The organism is Allobosea sp. FBZP-16 (genome assembly GCF_002831785.1).
Lineage (GTDB): Bacteria > Pseudomonadota > Alphaproteobacteria > Rhizobiales > Beijerinckiaceae > Allobosea > Allobosea lupini.
The window spans coordinates 108,253-122,500 of record NZ_LNCQ01000012.1 but is presented as its reverse complement, the minus strand read 5'-3'; the positions used below and the strand labels follow the sequence as shown (position 1 = coordinate 122,500).

The 14,248-nt window shown below is 67.2% G+C and carries 11 protein-coding genes and 1 pseudogene (1 of these 12 cut by a window edge); 8 read left to right on the top strand and 4 right to left on the bottom strand.

The annotated features are described in order from the left end of the window. A pseudogene (locus CXY91_RS03120) lies at positions 1-418 on the bottom strand (IS3 family transposase) (it extends 679 nt beyond the left edge of the window). A gap of 483 nt (positions 419-901) precedes the next feature. Further along, the gene (locus tag CXY91_RS03115; protein ID WP_248307332.1) at positions 902-1,663 is read right to left on the bottom strand and encodes a GntR family transcriptional regulator; all 762 of its coding nucleotides are present in this window, start codon (positions 1,661-1,663) and stop codon (positions 902-904) included. Positions 1,664-1,680: 17 nt separating this feature from the next. Between CXY91_RS03115 and CXY91_RS03110 the strand changes: the two genes are divergently transcribed. Beyond that, positions 1,681-5,091 (top strand): molybdopterin-dependent oxidoreductase, encoded by a 3,411-nt coding sequence (locus CXY91_RS03110; protein WP_248307331.1) that lies wholly within the window; start codon positions 1,681-1,683, stop codon positions 5,089-5,091. A gap of 39 nt (positions 5,092-5,130) precedes the next feature. Then, positions 5,131-6,570 carry a short-chain fatty acid transporter gene (locus CXY91_RS03105; protein ID WP_100959267.1) on the top strand — a complete coding sequence of 480 codons (1,440 nt, stop codon included), beginning with the start codon at positions 5,131-5,133 and terminating at the stop codon, positions 6,568-6,570. Between the two features lie 21 nt (positions 6,571-6,591). Here CXY91_RS03105 and CXY91_RS03100 read toward each other — a convergent pair whose 3' ends face one another. After that, positions 6,592-7,461 (bottom strand): LysR family transcriptional regulator, encoded by an 870-nt coding sequence (locus CXY91_RS03100; RefSeq protein WP_100959266.1) that lies wholly within the window; start codon positions 7,459-7,461, stop codon positions 6,592-6,594. Positions 7,462-7,635: 174 nt separating this feature from the next. Here CXY91_RS03100 and pdxA point away from each other — a divergent pair, with 174 nt between their 5' ends. Beyond that, the gene (gene pdxA / locus CXY91_RS03095; protein ID WP_248307330.1) at positions 7,636-8,673 is read left to right on the top strand and encodes a 4-hydroxythreonine-4-phosphate dehydrogenase PdxA; all 1,038 of its coding nucleotides are present in this window, start codon (positions 7,636-7,638) and stop codon (positions 8,671-8,673) included. After that, complete coding sequence (locus CXY91_RS03090) at positions 8,666-9,337, top strand: beta/alpha barrel domain-containing protein (protein ID WP_100959359.1); 672 nt, start codon at positions 8,666-8,668, stop codon at positions 9,335-9,337. Before pdxA ends, CXY91_RS03090 begins: the two co-directional genes overlap by 8 nt. Before the next feature lie 13 nt (positions 9,338-9,350). On the opposite strand, the gene CXY91_RS03085 is transcribed toward CXY91_RS03090, so the two are convergent. Continuing rightward, complete coding sequence (locus CXY91_RS03085; protein ID WP_100959265.1) at positions 9,351-10,379, bottom strand: GlxA family transcriptional regulator; 1,029 nt, start codon at positions 10,377-10,379, stop codon at positions 9,351-9,353. Positions 10,380-10,484: 105 nt separating this feature from the next. Here CXY91_RS03085 and CXY91_RS03080 point away from each other — a divergent pair, with 105 nt between their 5' ends. Genes CXY91_RS03080 through CXY91_RS03065 form a run of 4 tightly spaced genes read left to right on the top strand, consistent with a single transcriptional unit; the run spans position 10,485 to position 14,238 of the window. Then, positions 10,485-11,528 (top strand): ABC transporter substrate-binding protein, encoded by a 1,044-nt coding sequence (locus CXY91_RS03080; RefSeq protein WP_100959264.1) that lies wholly within the window; start codon positions 10,485-10,487, stop codon positions 11,526-11,528. 31 nt (positions 11,529-11,559) lie between these two features. Next, positions 11,560-12,615: an ABC transporter ATP-binding protein gene (locus CXY91_RS03075; protein WP_100959263.1), complete on the top strand. Its 1,056-nt coding sequence runs from the start codon at positions 11,560-11,562 to the stop codon at positions 12,613-12,615. Continuing rightward, complete coding sequence (locus CXY91_RS03070; protein ID WP_100959262.1) at positions 12,615-13,448, top strand: ABC transporter permease; 834 nt, start codon at positions 12,615-12,617, stop codon at positions 13,446-13,448. Before CXY91_RS03075 ends, CXY91_RS03070 begins: the two co-directional genes overlap by 1 nt. A gap of 1 nt (position 13,449) precedes the next feature. Next, the gene (locus CXY91_RS03065; protein WP_100959261.1) at positions 13,450-14,238 is read left to right on the top strand and encodes an ABC transporter permease; all 789 of its coding nucleotides are present in this window, start codon (positions 13,450-13,452) and stop codon (positions 14,236-14,238) included. The last annotated feature ends 10 nt before the right edge of the window (positions 14,239-14,248 follow it).

Below are 14,248 nucleotides of genomic sequence, written 5' to 3'. Positions count from 1 at the left end.
TCGCCTTGATCCGGGCTGCCAGTAGGGCCTGGTCGGGCCGGCACGATTTGTAGTGGTAGCTCGATGTGTCGAACTCCAGGACCGCACAGGCCCGCCGGATCGACACTTGCCACTCGCCACACATCGCACCGACAAGCGCGCGCTTGCGACCAGGCCTTAGAGCTTTCGGCGGATGACGTCCTGCTGCATCTCACGGTCCAGCGCGAGGTCGGCAACGAGCTTGCGCACCTTCGCGTTCTCGTCCTTGAGCTGCTTCAGCCGCCGCATCTCGGCCGGCAGCAACCCCTCGTACTTCTTCTTCCAATTAGGTCGCCTGGCTGATTCCAGCCCGCCGGCAGATCTCCGCCACCGGAATCCCGTCCGCGCCCTGCTTCAGGATGAACGCCTTCTGGGCGTCCGAGAACTTGGAATCCGTCATCGTCTTCCGCTCCTCCCAGCCCAAGGGAAACGACGCGGAAAACTCTAGCTCAAAGCGGTCCAGTTCTAAGGGCTCAGATCAGTCGTAGTATAGAACTGAAGCAATTTTAGGTTGAAGTTGGGCTGCTTATGCCCGTTCACGGCGGCGCATCCTATTGCAATCTTGGCATGTCGCCGCGAGGGCCTGCAGACCGATGCCGGCGCCCTCGCAGATGATCTCCTCGGGTGAAGCCTTGATGAGGGATAGGCGCCACAGATTGCTGCAGTGATGTCGTCCGCCGAATCGAGCCCTCCGCCACGTCGTCATCCTCCCGGTTGCAGTAAGTGGGCGACGGTTTGCTGAGACCTTCGTGGCCTTCTGCGGGTTCTGAAGAGTGCAAAGTGTCGGAGCGCTCCGGGCAGCCTGCGACCGTTACACGGCGATGCGTCGACTGACTCCGGTTCGCCTGACGCAGACGCGGCGCCGATAGGGCGACGACCGGCTCTATTCGGACTGAGCGTTTCTCTGCGCGATCGCTTCAGTGAAGATCGGCTCCCAGGCCATGACGTGGCTGGTCATCAGAGCCTCGGCTTCGTCCTCCAGCCCCTCCCGGATCACCTCGATGATGCGGTAATGCTCCGGCACGGACGCTTTCTGCCGCTCCAGGCCATGGGCTGACCGGATGCCGTAGAGCCGCATCCGGTCGCGCAGGCGCAGGACGATGTCGGCCAGGACATCGTTGCCGGCGAGTGCGAGCAATTCCGCATGGAAGGCTCGGTCGGCGGCCAGATAGCGCGGCACGTCGCCGGTCTCGACGGATTCGGCGATGGCGTCGGCCTGCGCCTGGAGTTCAGAGAAATCTTCAGTCCCCATCCTGACCAGCTTGCGGAAGGCAGAGGCTTCGAGCTGCCTGCGCACCTCGAAGATGCCGCGCAACTCGTCGAGCGAGGGATCGACGACCCGGAAGCCGCGATTGCGCATCGGCTGGAGCAGCCCGTCCGAGGTGAGCTGGAGCAGGGCCTCCCGGATCGGCGTCGTCGAGATGCCGAGCGTGCGCGCCAGCGACGGGACCGAGCAGACCGTTCCCGGCTGCATCTCGCCGGCGACGATCGCGATCCGCAGTTGATCGACGACCTGTTCGCGCAGATTGGCGTCTCCCGAGATCAGCTGCATCCGTTCCCCGCCTTGCGCCGCATAGTTGATGCTCTCTGCCATGATCGCCCCGGCTATGGCCAGTCGCATCTCGGACTTGAAGTAGCGCGTCACGCGTAATACACTACCTCATGTCCGATATGCAGAATGCCGAAATCAAAGAGGGCTATTGCACCCTGTGCCGCTCCCGCTGTGGTTCGCTGAACCATGTGCTGGACGGGCGTCTCGTCGCGGTTTTGCCCAATCCGGCCCATCCGACCGGGGCGGCGCTCTGCGCCAAGGGGCGGGCAGCACCCGAGCTGGTCGACAGCCCGCTGCGGCTGACCAGGCCGTTGAAGCGCACCACGCCGCGTGGCGCCGAAGCGCCGGACTGGGTCGAGATCGACTGGCCTGAGGCGCTCGACACGATCGCCGAGCGGCTCGGCACGATCCGAAGCGAGACCGGCGCCGAGACGGTCGCCTTCGCGGTGACGACGCCGAGCGGCACGCCGATGGTCGACAGCTTCGAATGGGTCGAGCGCTTCATTCGCTGCTTCGGCAGTCCCAATCTGATCTACGCCGTCGAGATCTGCGGCTGGCACAAGGATTTCGCCCAGGCCCTGACCTATGGCCGCGGCATCGGTGCTGCCGACTACGACAATGCCGACGCCATCGTGCTCTGGGGCCACAACCCGACGCGGACATGGCTGGCGCAGGCGACCCGCATCGCCGCCGCGCGCAAGCGTGGCGCGACCGTCGCGGTGGTCGATCCCAAGCGCGGCGGCGCCGGCGAGGGTGCCGATCTCTGGCTCGGCATCCGCCCAGGTGCGGACGGGGCGCTGGCCATGGGCGCGATCCGCCATCTCCTGATGAATCGCAGCTATGACGACGCATTCGTCCGGCAATGGACGAATGCGCCGATGCTGGTCGATCTGTCGACCGGGCGTCTGCTGCGCGCGCAGGATCTCCGGGCGGACGGCGCGGACGATGCCTTCGTGCTGTTGCGGCCGGATGGTTGGCCGCCGGCCTATGACACCCACGAGGCGCTCGAGCGGCCGCAGGACATCGTCCTCGACGGCGAGGCGACGCTGCAAGGCGCGGACGGTAGAGCGATCGTCTGCGCCACCGTGATGCGACTCCTGGCGCGCGAGGCCGCCGCCTTCACGCCGGAGCATGTCGCCGGGATCACCGGGCTCTCGATCGACGACCTCGCCAGCTTCTACGGTCTGTTCGAGGGGGCGCCCCGGCTGGCCTATCATTCGTGGACCGGCGTCGGCCAACACTCCAACGCGACCATGATCGAGCGCGCCATCGGCACGCTCTATGCGCTCACCGGCGCGAGTGACCGCAGCGGCGGCAATGTCTGGACGAGCGCGCCGCCTTTCCGCACCGTGAACGATTATGGCCTGCTGCCGGAAGCGCAGCGCCGCAAGGCCCTCGGCCTCGCCGAGCTGCCATTGGGCCCGCCGGCAAAGGGCTGGATCACCGCCCGCGATTTCTGCCGGTCCGTGCTCGAGGGGGAGCCCTATCGCGTCCGCGCATTGATGAGCTTCGGCACCAATTTTGTGGTGTCGCAGGGCGATTCCGCGCGCAATTGCGCCGCGCTGCAGGCGCTCGACTTCCATGTCCATGTCGACATGTTCATGAACCCGACCGCCGAGCAGGCCGACATCGTCCTGCCGGCGAGCATGCCCTGGGAGCGCGAGGCGCTGCGGCTCGGTTTCGAGATCACGCAGGACGCGGTCGAGCACATCCAGCTTCGCCAGGCCATGGTGCTGCCACGCGGCGATGTCCGGGCCGACTACGACATCGCCTTCGACCTCGCCTGCCGGCTCGGCCATGCGGAGGAGTTCTTCGGCGGTTCTATCGAGGCCGGCTGGAACCACCAGCTCGAACCGCTCGGGCTGAGTGTCGCGCAGCTGCGGGTCCAGCCGGGCGGCGTCCGCGTGCCGCAGCCCAATCCGGAGCGCAAGTACGCTGCGGTCCGCACGGAAGGCGGGGTCGCCGGCTTCCCGACTGCGAGCCGCCGGATCGAGATCTATTCCGAGCAGTTGCTGGCGCTCGGCCATCCAGCGCTGCCCTGCCATGTCGAGCCGGCGAGCGCAGCCGGGCGCCCGGCCGAGCTGCCGCTGCTGCTTTCGACCGCAAAATCCGGCTGGTTCGTCCATTCATCGCACCGCCATGTCGCTTCGCTCAGGCGCAAGGCGCCCGATCCATCGGTCGAGCTCAGCCCGGCGGACGCTCAGGCGCGCGGCATCGTCGCCGGCGACTGGGTGATCGTGCGCACGCGCGACGGCGAGGCGAAACTGCGCGCCAAGCTGGAGCCGACGCTGCCGGCCGGGACCGTGATCGCCGAGTTCGGCTGGTGGGAAGCCTGCGCGCCGCTCGGGCGCCCCGGTGGGGAGGTTAGGGGACCGGCAACGCGCAACATCAACGCGATCTTGTCCGACCGCGATCGCGACCCGATCAGCGGCTCAGTGCCGCTCAGGGCGGTGGCTTGCGAGATCATCCGCGACGAGGCCGCCTCGCGCGGCTGGTGGACCGGAGACCGTGTCTTCCGCATCGTCTCGCGCCGACACGAGGCCGAGGATGTGCTCGCCTTCGGTCTCGCTCCCGTCGATGGCGGATCCCTGCCCGGTTTTCTGCCCGGCCAGCATGTTGAGGTGACCGAGCCCGGAACGGGGTTGTCGCGCAGCTATTCGCTGACGGGGCCGAGTGAGAACGCCACCGAATACGAGATCGCGGTCCGCCGGATCACGGCCGGCGCCGACGGCATGCCGCCCGGCCGGATGTCGACGCGGCTGCACGAGCTGGAACCCGGCAGCATCGTCACCCTGCAGCCGCCGGCGGGGATCTTCACGCCGCCCTTGACCGGCACCCGCCCGGTGATTCTGGTCGCGGCCGGCGTCGGTATCACGCCTTTCGTCGGCTATCTCGCCGCGCTCGCTCGGACCCTGCCGGAGCAGCGCCCGCCCTCGGTCGAGCTGGTTTATATCTGCCGCAATGGCGCCGAGCAGCCTTTCGGTGATTGGCTGTCGACGATCGCCGGGCGAATTCCGGAGCTGCGAATGATCCGGGCCTTCACCCGGCCGCGACCACAGGACCAGCTCGGTCGCGATTTTGACCATGCCGGCCGGCCGGACATTGCAGGGCTGGGCCTCGTTCCTGGGGCGCGCCGGCCACTGGCCTATCTCTGCGGGCCCGACGGTTTCGTCGCCGACACCCGGGCCGCTTTGGCGAGCATTGGCCTGCCGGGCTTCGACGTCTTCAGCGAGGTCTTCGTCTCGCAGATCGACATTCCCGCCAATCTGGCGCCGCGCCGTATCGTGCTGCAGCGGAGCGGGGCATCCTTCGACTGGTCAGTACAGGCCGGCAGCCTGCTCGATGCCGCCGAGGCGGCCGGGCTGTCGCTGCCGAGCGGCTGCCGCAGTGGCCAATGCGAGAGCTGCCGCCTGCGTGTCGTCTCCGGCACCGCCAGCCACCTCTCGCCCTATGACGGCGAGCCCGACGATTGCCTGACCTGCTGCGCGGTGCCGCTCAGCGACCTCGTTCTCGACGCCTGACTGCAAACCAACGGCGGCTAACCGCCATAAGAGGGGACAATGACAGATACGATCCTGAACGAACGCGCGGCGGCGCCGCGCGAAGGCGTCCTCGTGCGCCTGTCGCAGACCATGGTGGCGTTCTCGGAACGCTGGTTTCCGGACGCCTATATCTTCGTCCTGCTGGCGACGGTGGCGGTCGCGCTCGCGGCGATCGCGCATGGCGGATCGCCGGTCGCAGTCAGCACCGCCTTCGGCGAGGGCTTCTGGAGCATCATTCCCTTCACCATGCAGATGGCGCTGGTCGCCATCGGCGGCTACATCGTCGCGCTCTCGCCGCCGGTCGCGGCGCTGATGCGCCGGGCTGCCGCAATGCCGAGCACAGGCCGCGGCGCCGTCGTCTTCGTCGGCGTGGTCAGCATCCTGCTCTCGCTGGTCAATTGGGGCGTCAGCCTGATCTTCTCCGGCCTGCTGGTGCGCGAGATCGCCAGGCGCAGGGACATCCGCCTCGATTATCGCGCGGCGGGCGCCGCCGGCTATCTCGGGCTCGGCTTCGGCTTCACCCTCGGCATCAGCTCCTCGGCGGCGCAGCTCCAGGCCAATCCGGCGAGCATCCCGCCCTCGCTGATGCCGATCACCGGCGTGATCAGCTTCTACGAGACGATCCTGACCTGGCAGAACCTCTTGGTGATCGTGGTTGGCACGGCGCTCTCGGCCGCGATCTGCTACTACACCACCCCTTCCGACGCTGCGGCCCGGACCGCCGCCGACCTCGGTGTCGACCTCACCGACGTCAAGGCCGAGCAGAAGCCGACCCGGCCCGGCGACTATCTCGAATTCAGCCCGCTCCTGACGATCCTGATCGTCGTGCTGGCCGCCGGCTGGTTCTACGAGACCTTCAAGTCCGGCAATCCGCTGATCACGATGTCTGGCCTCAACACCTACAACTTCGTCTTCCTGCTGGTCGGCGCGCTACTGCACTGGCGGCCGCGCAGCTTTCTGGTCAGCTTCTCGCAGGCGATGCCGAGTGTCTCCGGCGTGCTGCTGCAATTCCCGTTCTATGGCGGCATCGCCTATATGCTGACGCGGGTGAAGGCCGAGGGCGCCTCGCTGTCCGACACGATCGCTCACTGGTTCGTCGGCCTCGCCAGCGATGCCAGCGTGTTCTCCTTCATCGTCGGCATCTATTCGGCGATCCTCGGCTTCTTCATCCCCTCTGCCGGCGGCAAATGGATCATCGAGGCGCCCTACATCATGAAGGCGGCCAACGAGATCGGCGCGCATCTCGGCTGGACGGTGATGGTCTACAACATCGCCGAGACCCTGCCGAACTTCATCAATCCGTTCTGGATGCTGCCGCTGCTCGGCGTGCTCAAGCTGAAGTCGAAGGACCTGATCGGCTACACCTCTATGCAGTTCTTCATCCACTTCCCGGTGGTGATGCTGCTCGCGGTCGCACTGATGCACACCTTCACCTATCGCGCGCCGGTCATGCCCTGAGCGAGCGGGGGCCCGTTGTCCTCAGAGCGCTGCGGCCTGGGTCATGAGCCAGGTCCGCAGCGCCGACAGGTCTTCGCTGATCGCCGAAGTCCGGGGCTGGATGAGACCATAGGTGGTTCCGTCCGCAGTGAAGCCGGCCGGTGCTTCAAGTCGTCCCGCTTTGACCTCGCTTGCCGCGATCGCTTGCGGCGAGAGAGCGACGCCGAGGCCGCCGAGTGCGGCCTCGAGCATCAGGAAATGATGGTCCAGCAGCCGGATCGAACGGGGGCGAGGCGCGGTCGGCTGTCCCTCAAGCCAGGCCTGCCAGGCCTGCGGCCGGGTTCGTGATCCCAGCGCGACATAATCGCCGCTGTCGAAGGTCCCGCGCAGCGATGGCGGCATCACCGGGCCCACGCGCTCTGGCATCAGCGCCGTGACCGCCCAGCCCGGATCGAGCGCGAAATCCAGCCGCCTGATCGCGACCGTCACCCGCTCGCGTGCGAAATCCAGTGCACCTCCGCCCGTCGACAGATGCACCTCGATCGCCGGATAGGCATCCTGGAACTCGGACAGGCGCGGGATCAGCCAGCGCATCGCCAGGGATCGCTCGCAGGACAGGACGATCGGGGCCGGCGCGGCATTTGTTCTGATCGCCGCGAGCGCGCCCGAGATCAGGCCGAGGGCCTGACCGGTCGCCGACGCCAGCGTCTCGCCGCTGGCCGTCGGCCGTACGCCGCGCCCATCCGCTTCGAGCAAGGCCGCGCCGATATCCATGCCGAGCTTCGAAACCCGTCGGCTGACAGCACCATGCGTCAAGGCGAGCTCGGTCGCGGCGGCTCGCACGGACCCGAGCCGAGCTACCGCCTCCAGGGCGCGAAGATCGTCGAGCGAGGGAATCTCGGTGCGCTTCATTGGTGATCAATTATCACCAGTATCTGTCAGATCATATGGATTTTCAGTGCGGACAATTCTGGCATCCTCACGGGCATGACGATGCGGGATTCTGCGCAGACCGGCATCGCCACGGAAGGCGCCAACGCCGTTTCTCGGGCGTGGCAGCCGGCTTGTTCTGCTGGAGAGCGCCCGATGAGATCGACAGCCCTGCCTATCGCGATCACCATGGGAGATCCGTCCGGCATCGGGCCGGAGATCGTCGCGAAGCTGTTCGTGAGGCGAGTGGCCGAAGGCACATTGCAGGGAGAAAACCGGGCGCGGCCTGCGATCGTGATCGGGGATCCGCTGGTCATGCGCCATGCCCTGACCCTCCTGCGCGGCACGCTCCAGCTCCGGACGGTCGCGGCGGTGAGTGAGGCTGCCTGCGAGCCGGGCACGATCGATGTCCTCGCATCCTCCCGCCTCGACGCGCCTCCTCCGCTCGGCACCGTCAATGCGAAAAGCGGCAAGGCCGCGTTCGATGCGATCGCGCTGGCCATCGAGCTGGCTGCAGCCGGGCAAATCGCCGGGATCGTCACGGCGCCGATCCACAAGGAGTCATTGGCGGCCGCAGGCTTCGGCTACCCCGGCCATACCGAAATCCTGGCCGATCGCGGCAAGGCGGGCCGTGTGGCGATGATGCTGGCCAATGACGAGATCCGGACAGTTCTCGTCACGATCCACTGTTCGCTGCGCGAGGCGATCGAACGCGCCGATTTTGCCGCGCAGATGTCGGCCATTCGCCTGGCCCATGCGGGTGGGAAGGCGCTCGGCTTGGCAGCGCCACGCATCGCTGTCGCCGGGCTCAATCCCCATGCCGGGGAGGGCGGTCTGTTCGGCCGCGAGGAAATCGAGATCATCGCCCCGGCGGTCGCGGCGGCGCGGCGCGAAGGGATCGATGCGAGCGGTCCCTGGCCGGGCGACACCGTCTTCATGCAGGCACGCGCCGGCCGTTTCGATATCGTCGTGGCGCAGTATCATGATCAGGGCCTGATCCCGGTCAAATATCTCGGCCTCGACAAGGGGGTGAACATCACGCTTGGCCTGCCCTTCATCCGCACCAGCCCCGACCACGGTACGGCCTTCGACATCGCCGGGCAGGGCATCGCGGATCCCGCCAGCCTCGAAACCGCTTTCGACTATGCGTGCCGCCTCGCGGCCGCGCGCGACCAGGATCATCGCCATGGCTGACCTCGCTTTCATCTTCATGCTGACGCGCCATGACCGGACGGTGCCGGAGGCTGCCGGACATGTCGCGACCGCGCTCGCCGCCGGCATCCGCCATATCGGCTTCAAGGATGTCGGATTGCCGCTTCCCGCGCTCAGGGAACTCGGCCACATGATCAAGGCCGGCGGTGCGGTAAGCTATCTCGAAGTCGTCTCGCTCGATCGCGCCAGCGAGATCATGTCGGTGCGCGCAGCCATCGATCTTGGCGTCGACCATCTGCTGGGCGGTACGCATGTCGACGATGTACTGCCGCTGCTGCGCGGCACCGGCATCCGCTACTATCCCTTCCCGGGCGAGATTGCGGGCCATCCCAGCGTGCTGAACGGCTCGATTGAGGAGATCGTCGCCAGCGCCCGCAGCCTTGCGGGCCGCGAGGGCGTCGACGGGCTCGATTTGCTCGCCTATCGCTCCGGCGTCGATGTCCCCGCGCTGATGACCGCCGTCTGCGCGGCCACGGACAAGCCGGTGATCGTCGCGGGCTCGATCGACCGGCCGGAGCAGATCGAGGCGGTTCGGCAGGCCGGCGCCGCCGGGTTCACCATCGGCACGTCGGCGCTCGAGGGCCGCTTCCCGGCGCGTGGGACCGGGCTGGAGGCGCAGCTCGCAGCGATCGCCGCCTGCCTCTGACAGGTAGGGCGGCTCAGCCGGACTGGGCTTTCTGCCGCAGGGAGCGCGGGGTTTCGCGGAAGGCGGCCTTGAAATCCCGCGAGAGATGGGCGCTGTCGGCAAAGCCTGCGCCCATGGCGATGTCGGTGAGCGACCGCTTGCTGTTCAGGATCAGCCATTTAGCATAGTCGAGCCGCAGCTTGCGCTGGAAGGCCGCCGGGCTCTGGCCGAGCGAGGCGCCGAACAGGCGCTCGAGCTGGCGCGGGCTGACGCCGACATAGCGCGCGACCGCGGCGATCGGCGGGGGATTGTCGAGCCGCTGCTCGATGAACTGCGCCGCCTGCTGCACCCGAACATCGAGATTGGGCGCCAGCTCGGCGTAGAAATGCGCCTGCGGCATCTCGGCCGGGCGCATGTCCTGCAGCATCATGTGCCGCATCGCCTGCTGGGGCTTGTCGCGGCCGCAATGGCGCGCGACGAGATAAAGGCCGAGATCGATCGCGGCGGTCGAGCCGGCGCAGGTGATCAGGTCGCCCTCGTCGATGAAGAGCCGCTCGACCCCGGCCGAGACCTTGGGAAAGCGCTCCTTGAAGGCGTCGAGCACGTTCCAGTGCACGCAGACCCGGCGCGGGCCGGCGAGGCCGGCCCGGGCGATCGCGAAGGTGCCGGTGCAGATGCCGAGCAAACGTACACCCGACGTCGCCGCCCGGCGCAGATAGCCGAGCAGGCTCTCGGGGAGAGCGTCGTTGAGATAGTCGTTGCCGCCGCAGACGGCGAGATAGTCGAAGCCGGCGGGGTCGAGCAGGCCGGCATTCGGCGTGACCGAGACGCCGCAGCTCGAACGCCGCGGCTCGCCGTCGAGGCTCATCACCGTCCAGCTGGCATGCAGCTGGCGGCTGCGCCCGCCATGATCCGCAGCCAGCCGGAGCACGTCGATCAGCCCGGAGAACGCGGCGAGCGTGAACTGGTCGAGCAGCAGGAAGCCGATCCGCAGCCGCGAGACCGGCGCTGCGGCGGTCTGCGGCCGGTCGCTGGCGGGGTGATGGAACTGGGCGGTGCTCATGTCGTGATTATTCAAATTTTGGGCCGGCGCATTCTAGTGCCTTTTGTGGCCCGCGCGCCAATGTCGCTACAGAAGCGCAAAGACGCTCGGCAGAGGAGAACGACGATGACCCCAACCGTCCGGCTGGCCACGGCCATGCTCGCCACCACCCTGCTCACCGCCCCGGCGCTGGCGCAGCAGCCCTCGTCGATCACCGTCGCCTGGTATGGCGGCAATTGGGGCGACGCCTTCAAGGCTTGCGTCGCCGAGCCCTTCACCAAGGCGACCGGTATCGCCGTCAATGCCGAGATCGGCACCTCGACCGTCACATTGGCGAAGCTGCAGCAGCAGAAGGCGGCGCCAACCATCGACGTCGCCTGGATGGATGGCGGCATCAGCGAGCTCGCCCTCGCCGCGGAGGTGACCGACACTCTCGACCCGGCGGCGATCCCCAATCTCGCCAACACCCTGCCGGAAGCCATCTACAAGAGCGGCGCGACCACTTATGCGGTCGGCAGCGGCTACTACTCGCTTGGGCTCACCTACAACACCCAGAAGGTGAAGACCGCGCCGACCTCCTGGAACGATCTCTGGAAGCCGGAGTTCGAGGACGCCGTCACCATTCCCTCGCCGGCGAATTCCTCCGGCGTGCCCTTCGTGATGTTCCTGTCGAAGATCTGGGGCCATCCGGCCGGCGACCTCGCTCCGACCTTCAAGAAGATCAAGGAGCTCAAGGCCGCGCTGTTCTTCGATTCCTCGGGCGCCGCTACGAACGCCTACCAGAGCGGCGAGGCGATCATCGGCGCGCATTTCAACGTCGGCGCCTGGGATCTCGCCGACAAGGGCCTGCCGATCGGCTTCGTCGTGCCCAAGGAGGGCGCCTGGGCGACCGATGCCCGCCTGCATCTGGTCAAGGGCACGCCGAAGAAGGATGCGGCCGCCAAATTCATCAACCAGGCGCTGACACCTGAAGCCTCCGGCTGCCTTGCCGAGAAGCTCTATCTCGGCCCCTCCGTGAAGAACGTTGCGGTCAAGCCCGAGACCGCGCGCAAGCTGCCCTGGGGCGAGACCGGCTCGGTCAAGAACCTGCAATTGTTCGACTGGGCTGAGATCAACGGCCTGCGCTCGCGCGTCGTCGACGAGTGGAACCGGCAGATCGCCCGCAAGTGAGCTGATTGCAACGAGCATCGCGAGCCGCAGCATGAGCCCCATCCTCGCCATAGACGGCCTGTCCAAGCATTTCGGCGGACAGGCGGCGCTGACGGCGATCGATCTTGCCGTCGAGCAGGGCGAGTTCATCGCCCTGCTGGGGCCCTCGGGCTGCGGCAAGACCACGCTGCTGCGCTGCATCGCCGGCTTCCTGACGCCGGAGGCCGGCACGGTCAGGCTGGCGGGTGAGGATGTGACGCGTTTGCCGCCTTATCGGCGCCCACTCAATACGGTGTTCCAGAACTACGCGCTCTTCCCGCATATGAGCGTCGCCGAGAACGTCGCCTATGGGCCGCGCCGGCAGGGCGTCGCCAGGGATAAGGCGGCCAGGCGCGCTGCCGAGGCGCTGGAGCTTGTCGGCCTTTCCGGCTTCGGCGAACGCCTGCCGGCTCAGCTTTCCGGCGGTCAGCAGCAGCGCGTCGCGCTGGCCCGCGCCATCGTCAACCGGCCGCAATTGCTGCTGCTCGACGAGCCCCTGAGCGCGCTCGACCTGAAGCTGCGCAAGAAGGTCCAGAGTGAGCTCAAGCAGATCCAGCACCGGCTCGGCATCGCCTTCCTGTTCGTGACGCACGATCAGGACGAGGCGATGAGCATGGCCGACCGGATCGTGCTGATGAATCGTGGCCGCATAGAGCAGATCGGCCGTGGCCAGGACATCTACGCCCGCCCGGCGACCCGCTTCGCTGCCGATTTCATCGGCGATGCCAACCTGCTCGCGGTCGACAGGCGCGGTGATGACAGCGTCTCGCTGCTTGGCGGCGCGATCACTTTGCCGGCTGCCGATGCACCGCAAGGCGAACTCACTGGCGTGCTGCGGCCCGAGGATATCCTCGTCACCACGGAGCCCGTCGCCGAGCGCCTCGCCTTGCCGGCCGTCGTCTCCGAGATCGTCCATGTCGGCAGCCATGCCTCGGTCGGGCTGACCGTTGGAGATACTACGCTGACCGCCCGGCTTGCCCCGTCCGCCCTCGCCGGGATGAGCGCCGGCCAGGCCGTCTTCGCCAATATCCGCCTCGTCGACATCAGCCTCGTGCCGGGGGATGCGTGATGAGCGGAGTGCCGCGCCCGGTCCTGCTGCTCTGCGCCCTGCCGGCGGCCTTCTTCGTCGCCTTCTTCCTGGCGCCGATGGCGGTCGTGCTGATCGCGAGCCTGACGACGCCGGCCGGCCAGCCGACCTTCGCGCACTATGTCCGCATCCTCGCTGACAGCTATCACTGGGACGTGCTCTGGGTGACCTTCCGCATCGGCGCGCTGACCACGCTGGTCTGCGTGCTGATCGGCTACCCGCTCGCCTGGTATCTCGTCCGCATCGTCAAATGGCGGCCCTGGCGCCGCTTCTGCGTGATCCTCTTGGTCGTGCCGCTGTTCACCAGCAACATCGTCCGCTCCTTCGGCTGGATGGTGCTGCTCGGCCGCAATGGCCTGGTCAATGACGGGCTGATCGGGCTCGGCCTGATCGAGCGGCCGATGCGCTTCCTCGGAACCGAGCTCGGCATCCTGATCGGCCTTACCTACATCCTATTGCCCTTCATCGTGCTGGCGGTGGGCAATGCGCTCGCCAAGGTCGATCCGGCGCTCGAACACGCCTCCGCCGATCTCGGTGCGACGCCGGCCGGCACCTTCCGGACCATCATCTTCCCGCTCAGCCTGCCCGGGCTGATGGCCGGCGCCGTCATGGTCTTCATGCTGGCCGTGAGTGCGTATGTCACGCCGGCGCTGCTCAGCGGCGGGCGGATCACCGTCTTCTCGATGCTGATCTTCCAGCAATACAGCTCGGTCTTCGACTTCAACTATGGCGGTGCGCTCAGCATCACCATGCTGGTGCTGACGCTGGCGCTCGTCGCCATCGCCGGGCGCCTCAGTGAACCGAGGAGGGCGTGAGATGGTTTCAGCTCTCGTCCGGATCGTCTCCTTCACCGCGCTCGTCTATCTCGCGCTGCCGCTCGTCGTCCTGGTCGGGGCGTCGCTGACCACGACCAGCTTCCTCGCCTTCCCGCCGCAGGGTCTGACGCTCGCCTGGTACGGCAAGATGCTCGGCGATCCCTCCTATGTCTCCGCCTTCCTGATCAGCACGCTGCTCGCCGTCGCCGCGACCATCGTCGCCGTGCTGCTCGCGGTGCCGGCGGCGATCGCCATCGCCCGCTATCGCTTCACCGGCCGCCGTCTGCTCTCCGAGACGCTGATGTCGCCGCTGATCCTGCCGCATGTCGTGCTCGGCGCGGCGCTGCTGCAGTACGGCAGCACGATCGGGCTGGTGCGCAGCTTCCCGGCACTGCTGGTCGGGCATGTCGTGATCATCATGCCCTTCGTGCTACGGGCAGTGCTGCCGCAGCTCAGCGACGAGCAGCGCAGCCTGGAGGACGCCTCGGCCGATCTCGGTGCCCGGCCGCTGACCACCTTCTTCCTGGTGACCCTGCCGCAGATCCGCAGCGGGCTCGTCAGCGGCGCGATCTTCGCCTTCATCGCCTCCTGGATCAATGTCGAGCTCAGCATCTTCAACACGACCGCCGAGCTGACCACGATCCCGGTCAAGCTGTTCAACTACGTCCAGTACACGATCGACCCGACCATCGCCGCGGTCTCCGGCCTGACGATCATCGTCGCCGCCGTCGTCATCGTGCTGCTCGACCTCACCATCGGCCTCGACGTGCTCTCGGAGCGACGCCGCTAACCCCTTCGAC

Excerpts from the sequence above, each read along its gene's own strand:
- CXY91_RS03110 (WP_248307331.1), top strand. The coding sequence starts at position 1,681 with ATGTCCGATATGCAGAATGCCGAAATCAAAGAGGGCTATTGCACCCTG.
- CXY91_RS03105 (WP_100959267.1), top strand. The coding sequence starts at position 5,131 with ATGACAGATACGATCCTGAACGAACGCGCGGCGGCGCCGCGCGAAGGC.
- CXY91_RS03100 (WP_100959266.1), bottom strand. The coding sequence starts at position 7,461 with ATGAAGCGCACCGAGATTCCCTCGCTCGACGATCTTCGCGCCCTGGAG.
- pdxA (WP_248307330.1), top strand. The coding sequence starts at position 7,636 with ATGAGATCGACAGCCCTGCCTATCGCGATCACCATGGGAGATCCGTCC.
- CXY91_RS03090 (WP_100959359.1), top strand. The coding sequence starts at position 8,666 with ATGGCTGACCTCGCTTTCATCTTCATGCTGACGCGCCATGACCGGACG.
- CXY91_RS03085 (WP_100959265.1), bottom strand. The coding sequence starts at position 10,379 with ATGAGCACCGCCCAGTTCCATCACCCCGCCAGCGACCGGCCGCAGACC.
- CXY91_RS03080 (WP_100959264.1), top strand. The coding sequence starts at position 10,485 with ATGACCCCAACCGTCCGGCTGGCCACGGCCATGCTCGCCACCACCCTG.
- CXY91_RS03075 (WP_100959263.1), top strand. The coding sequence starts at position 11,560 with ATGAGCCCCATCCTCGCCATAGACGGCCTGTCCAAGCATTTCGGCGGA.
- CXY91_RS03070 (WP_100959262.1), top strand. The coding sequence starts at position 12,615 with ATGAGCGGAGTGCCGCGCCCGGTCCTGCTGCTCTGCGCCCTGCCGGCG.
- CXY91_RS03065 (WP_100959261.1), top strand. The coding sequence starts at position 13,450 with ATGGTTTCAGCTCTCGTCCGGATCGTCTCCTTCACCGCGCTCGTCTAT.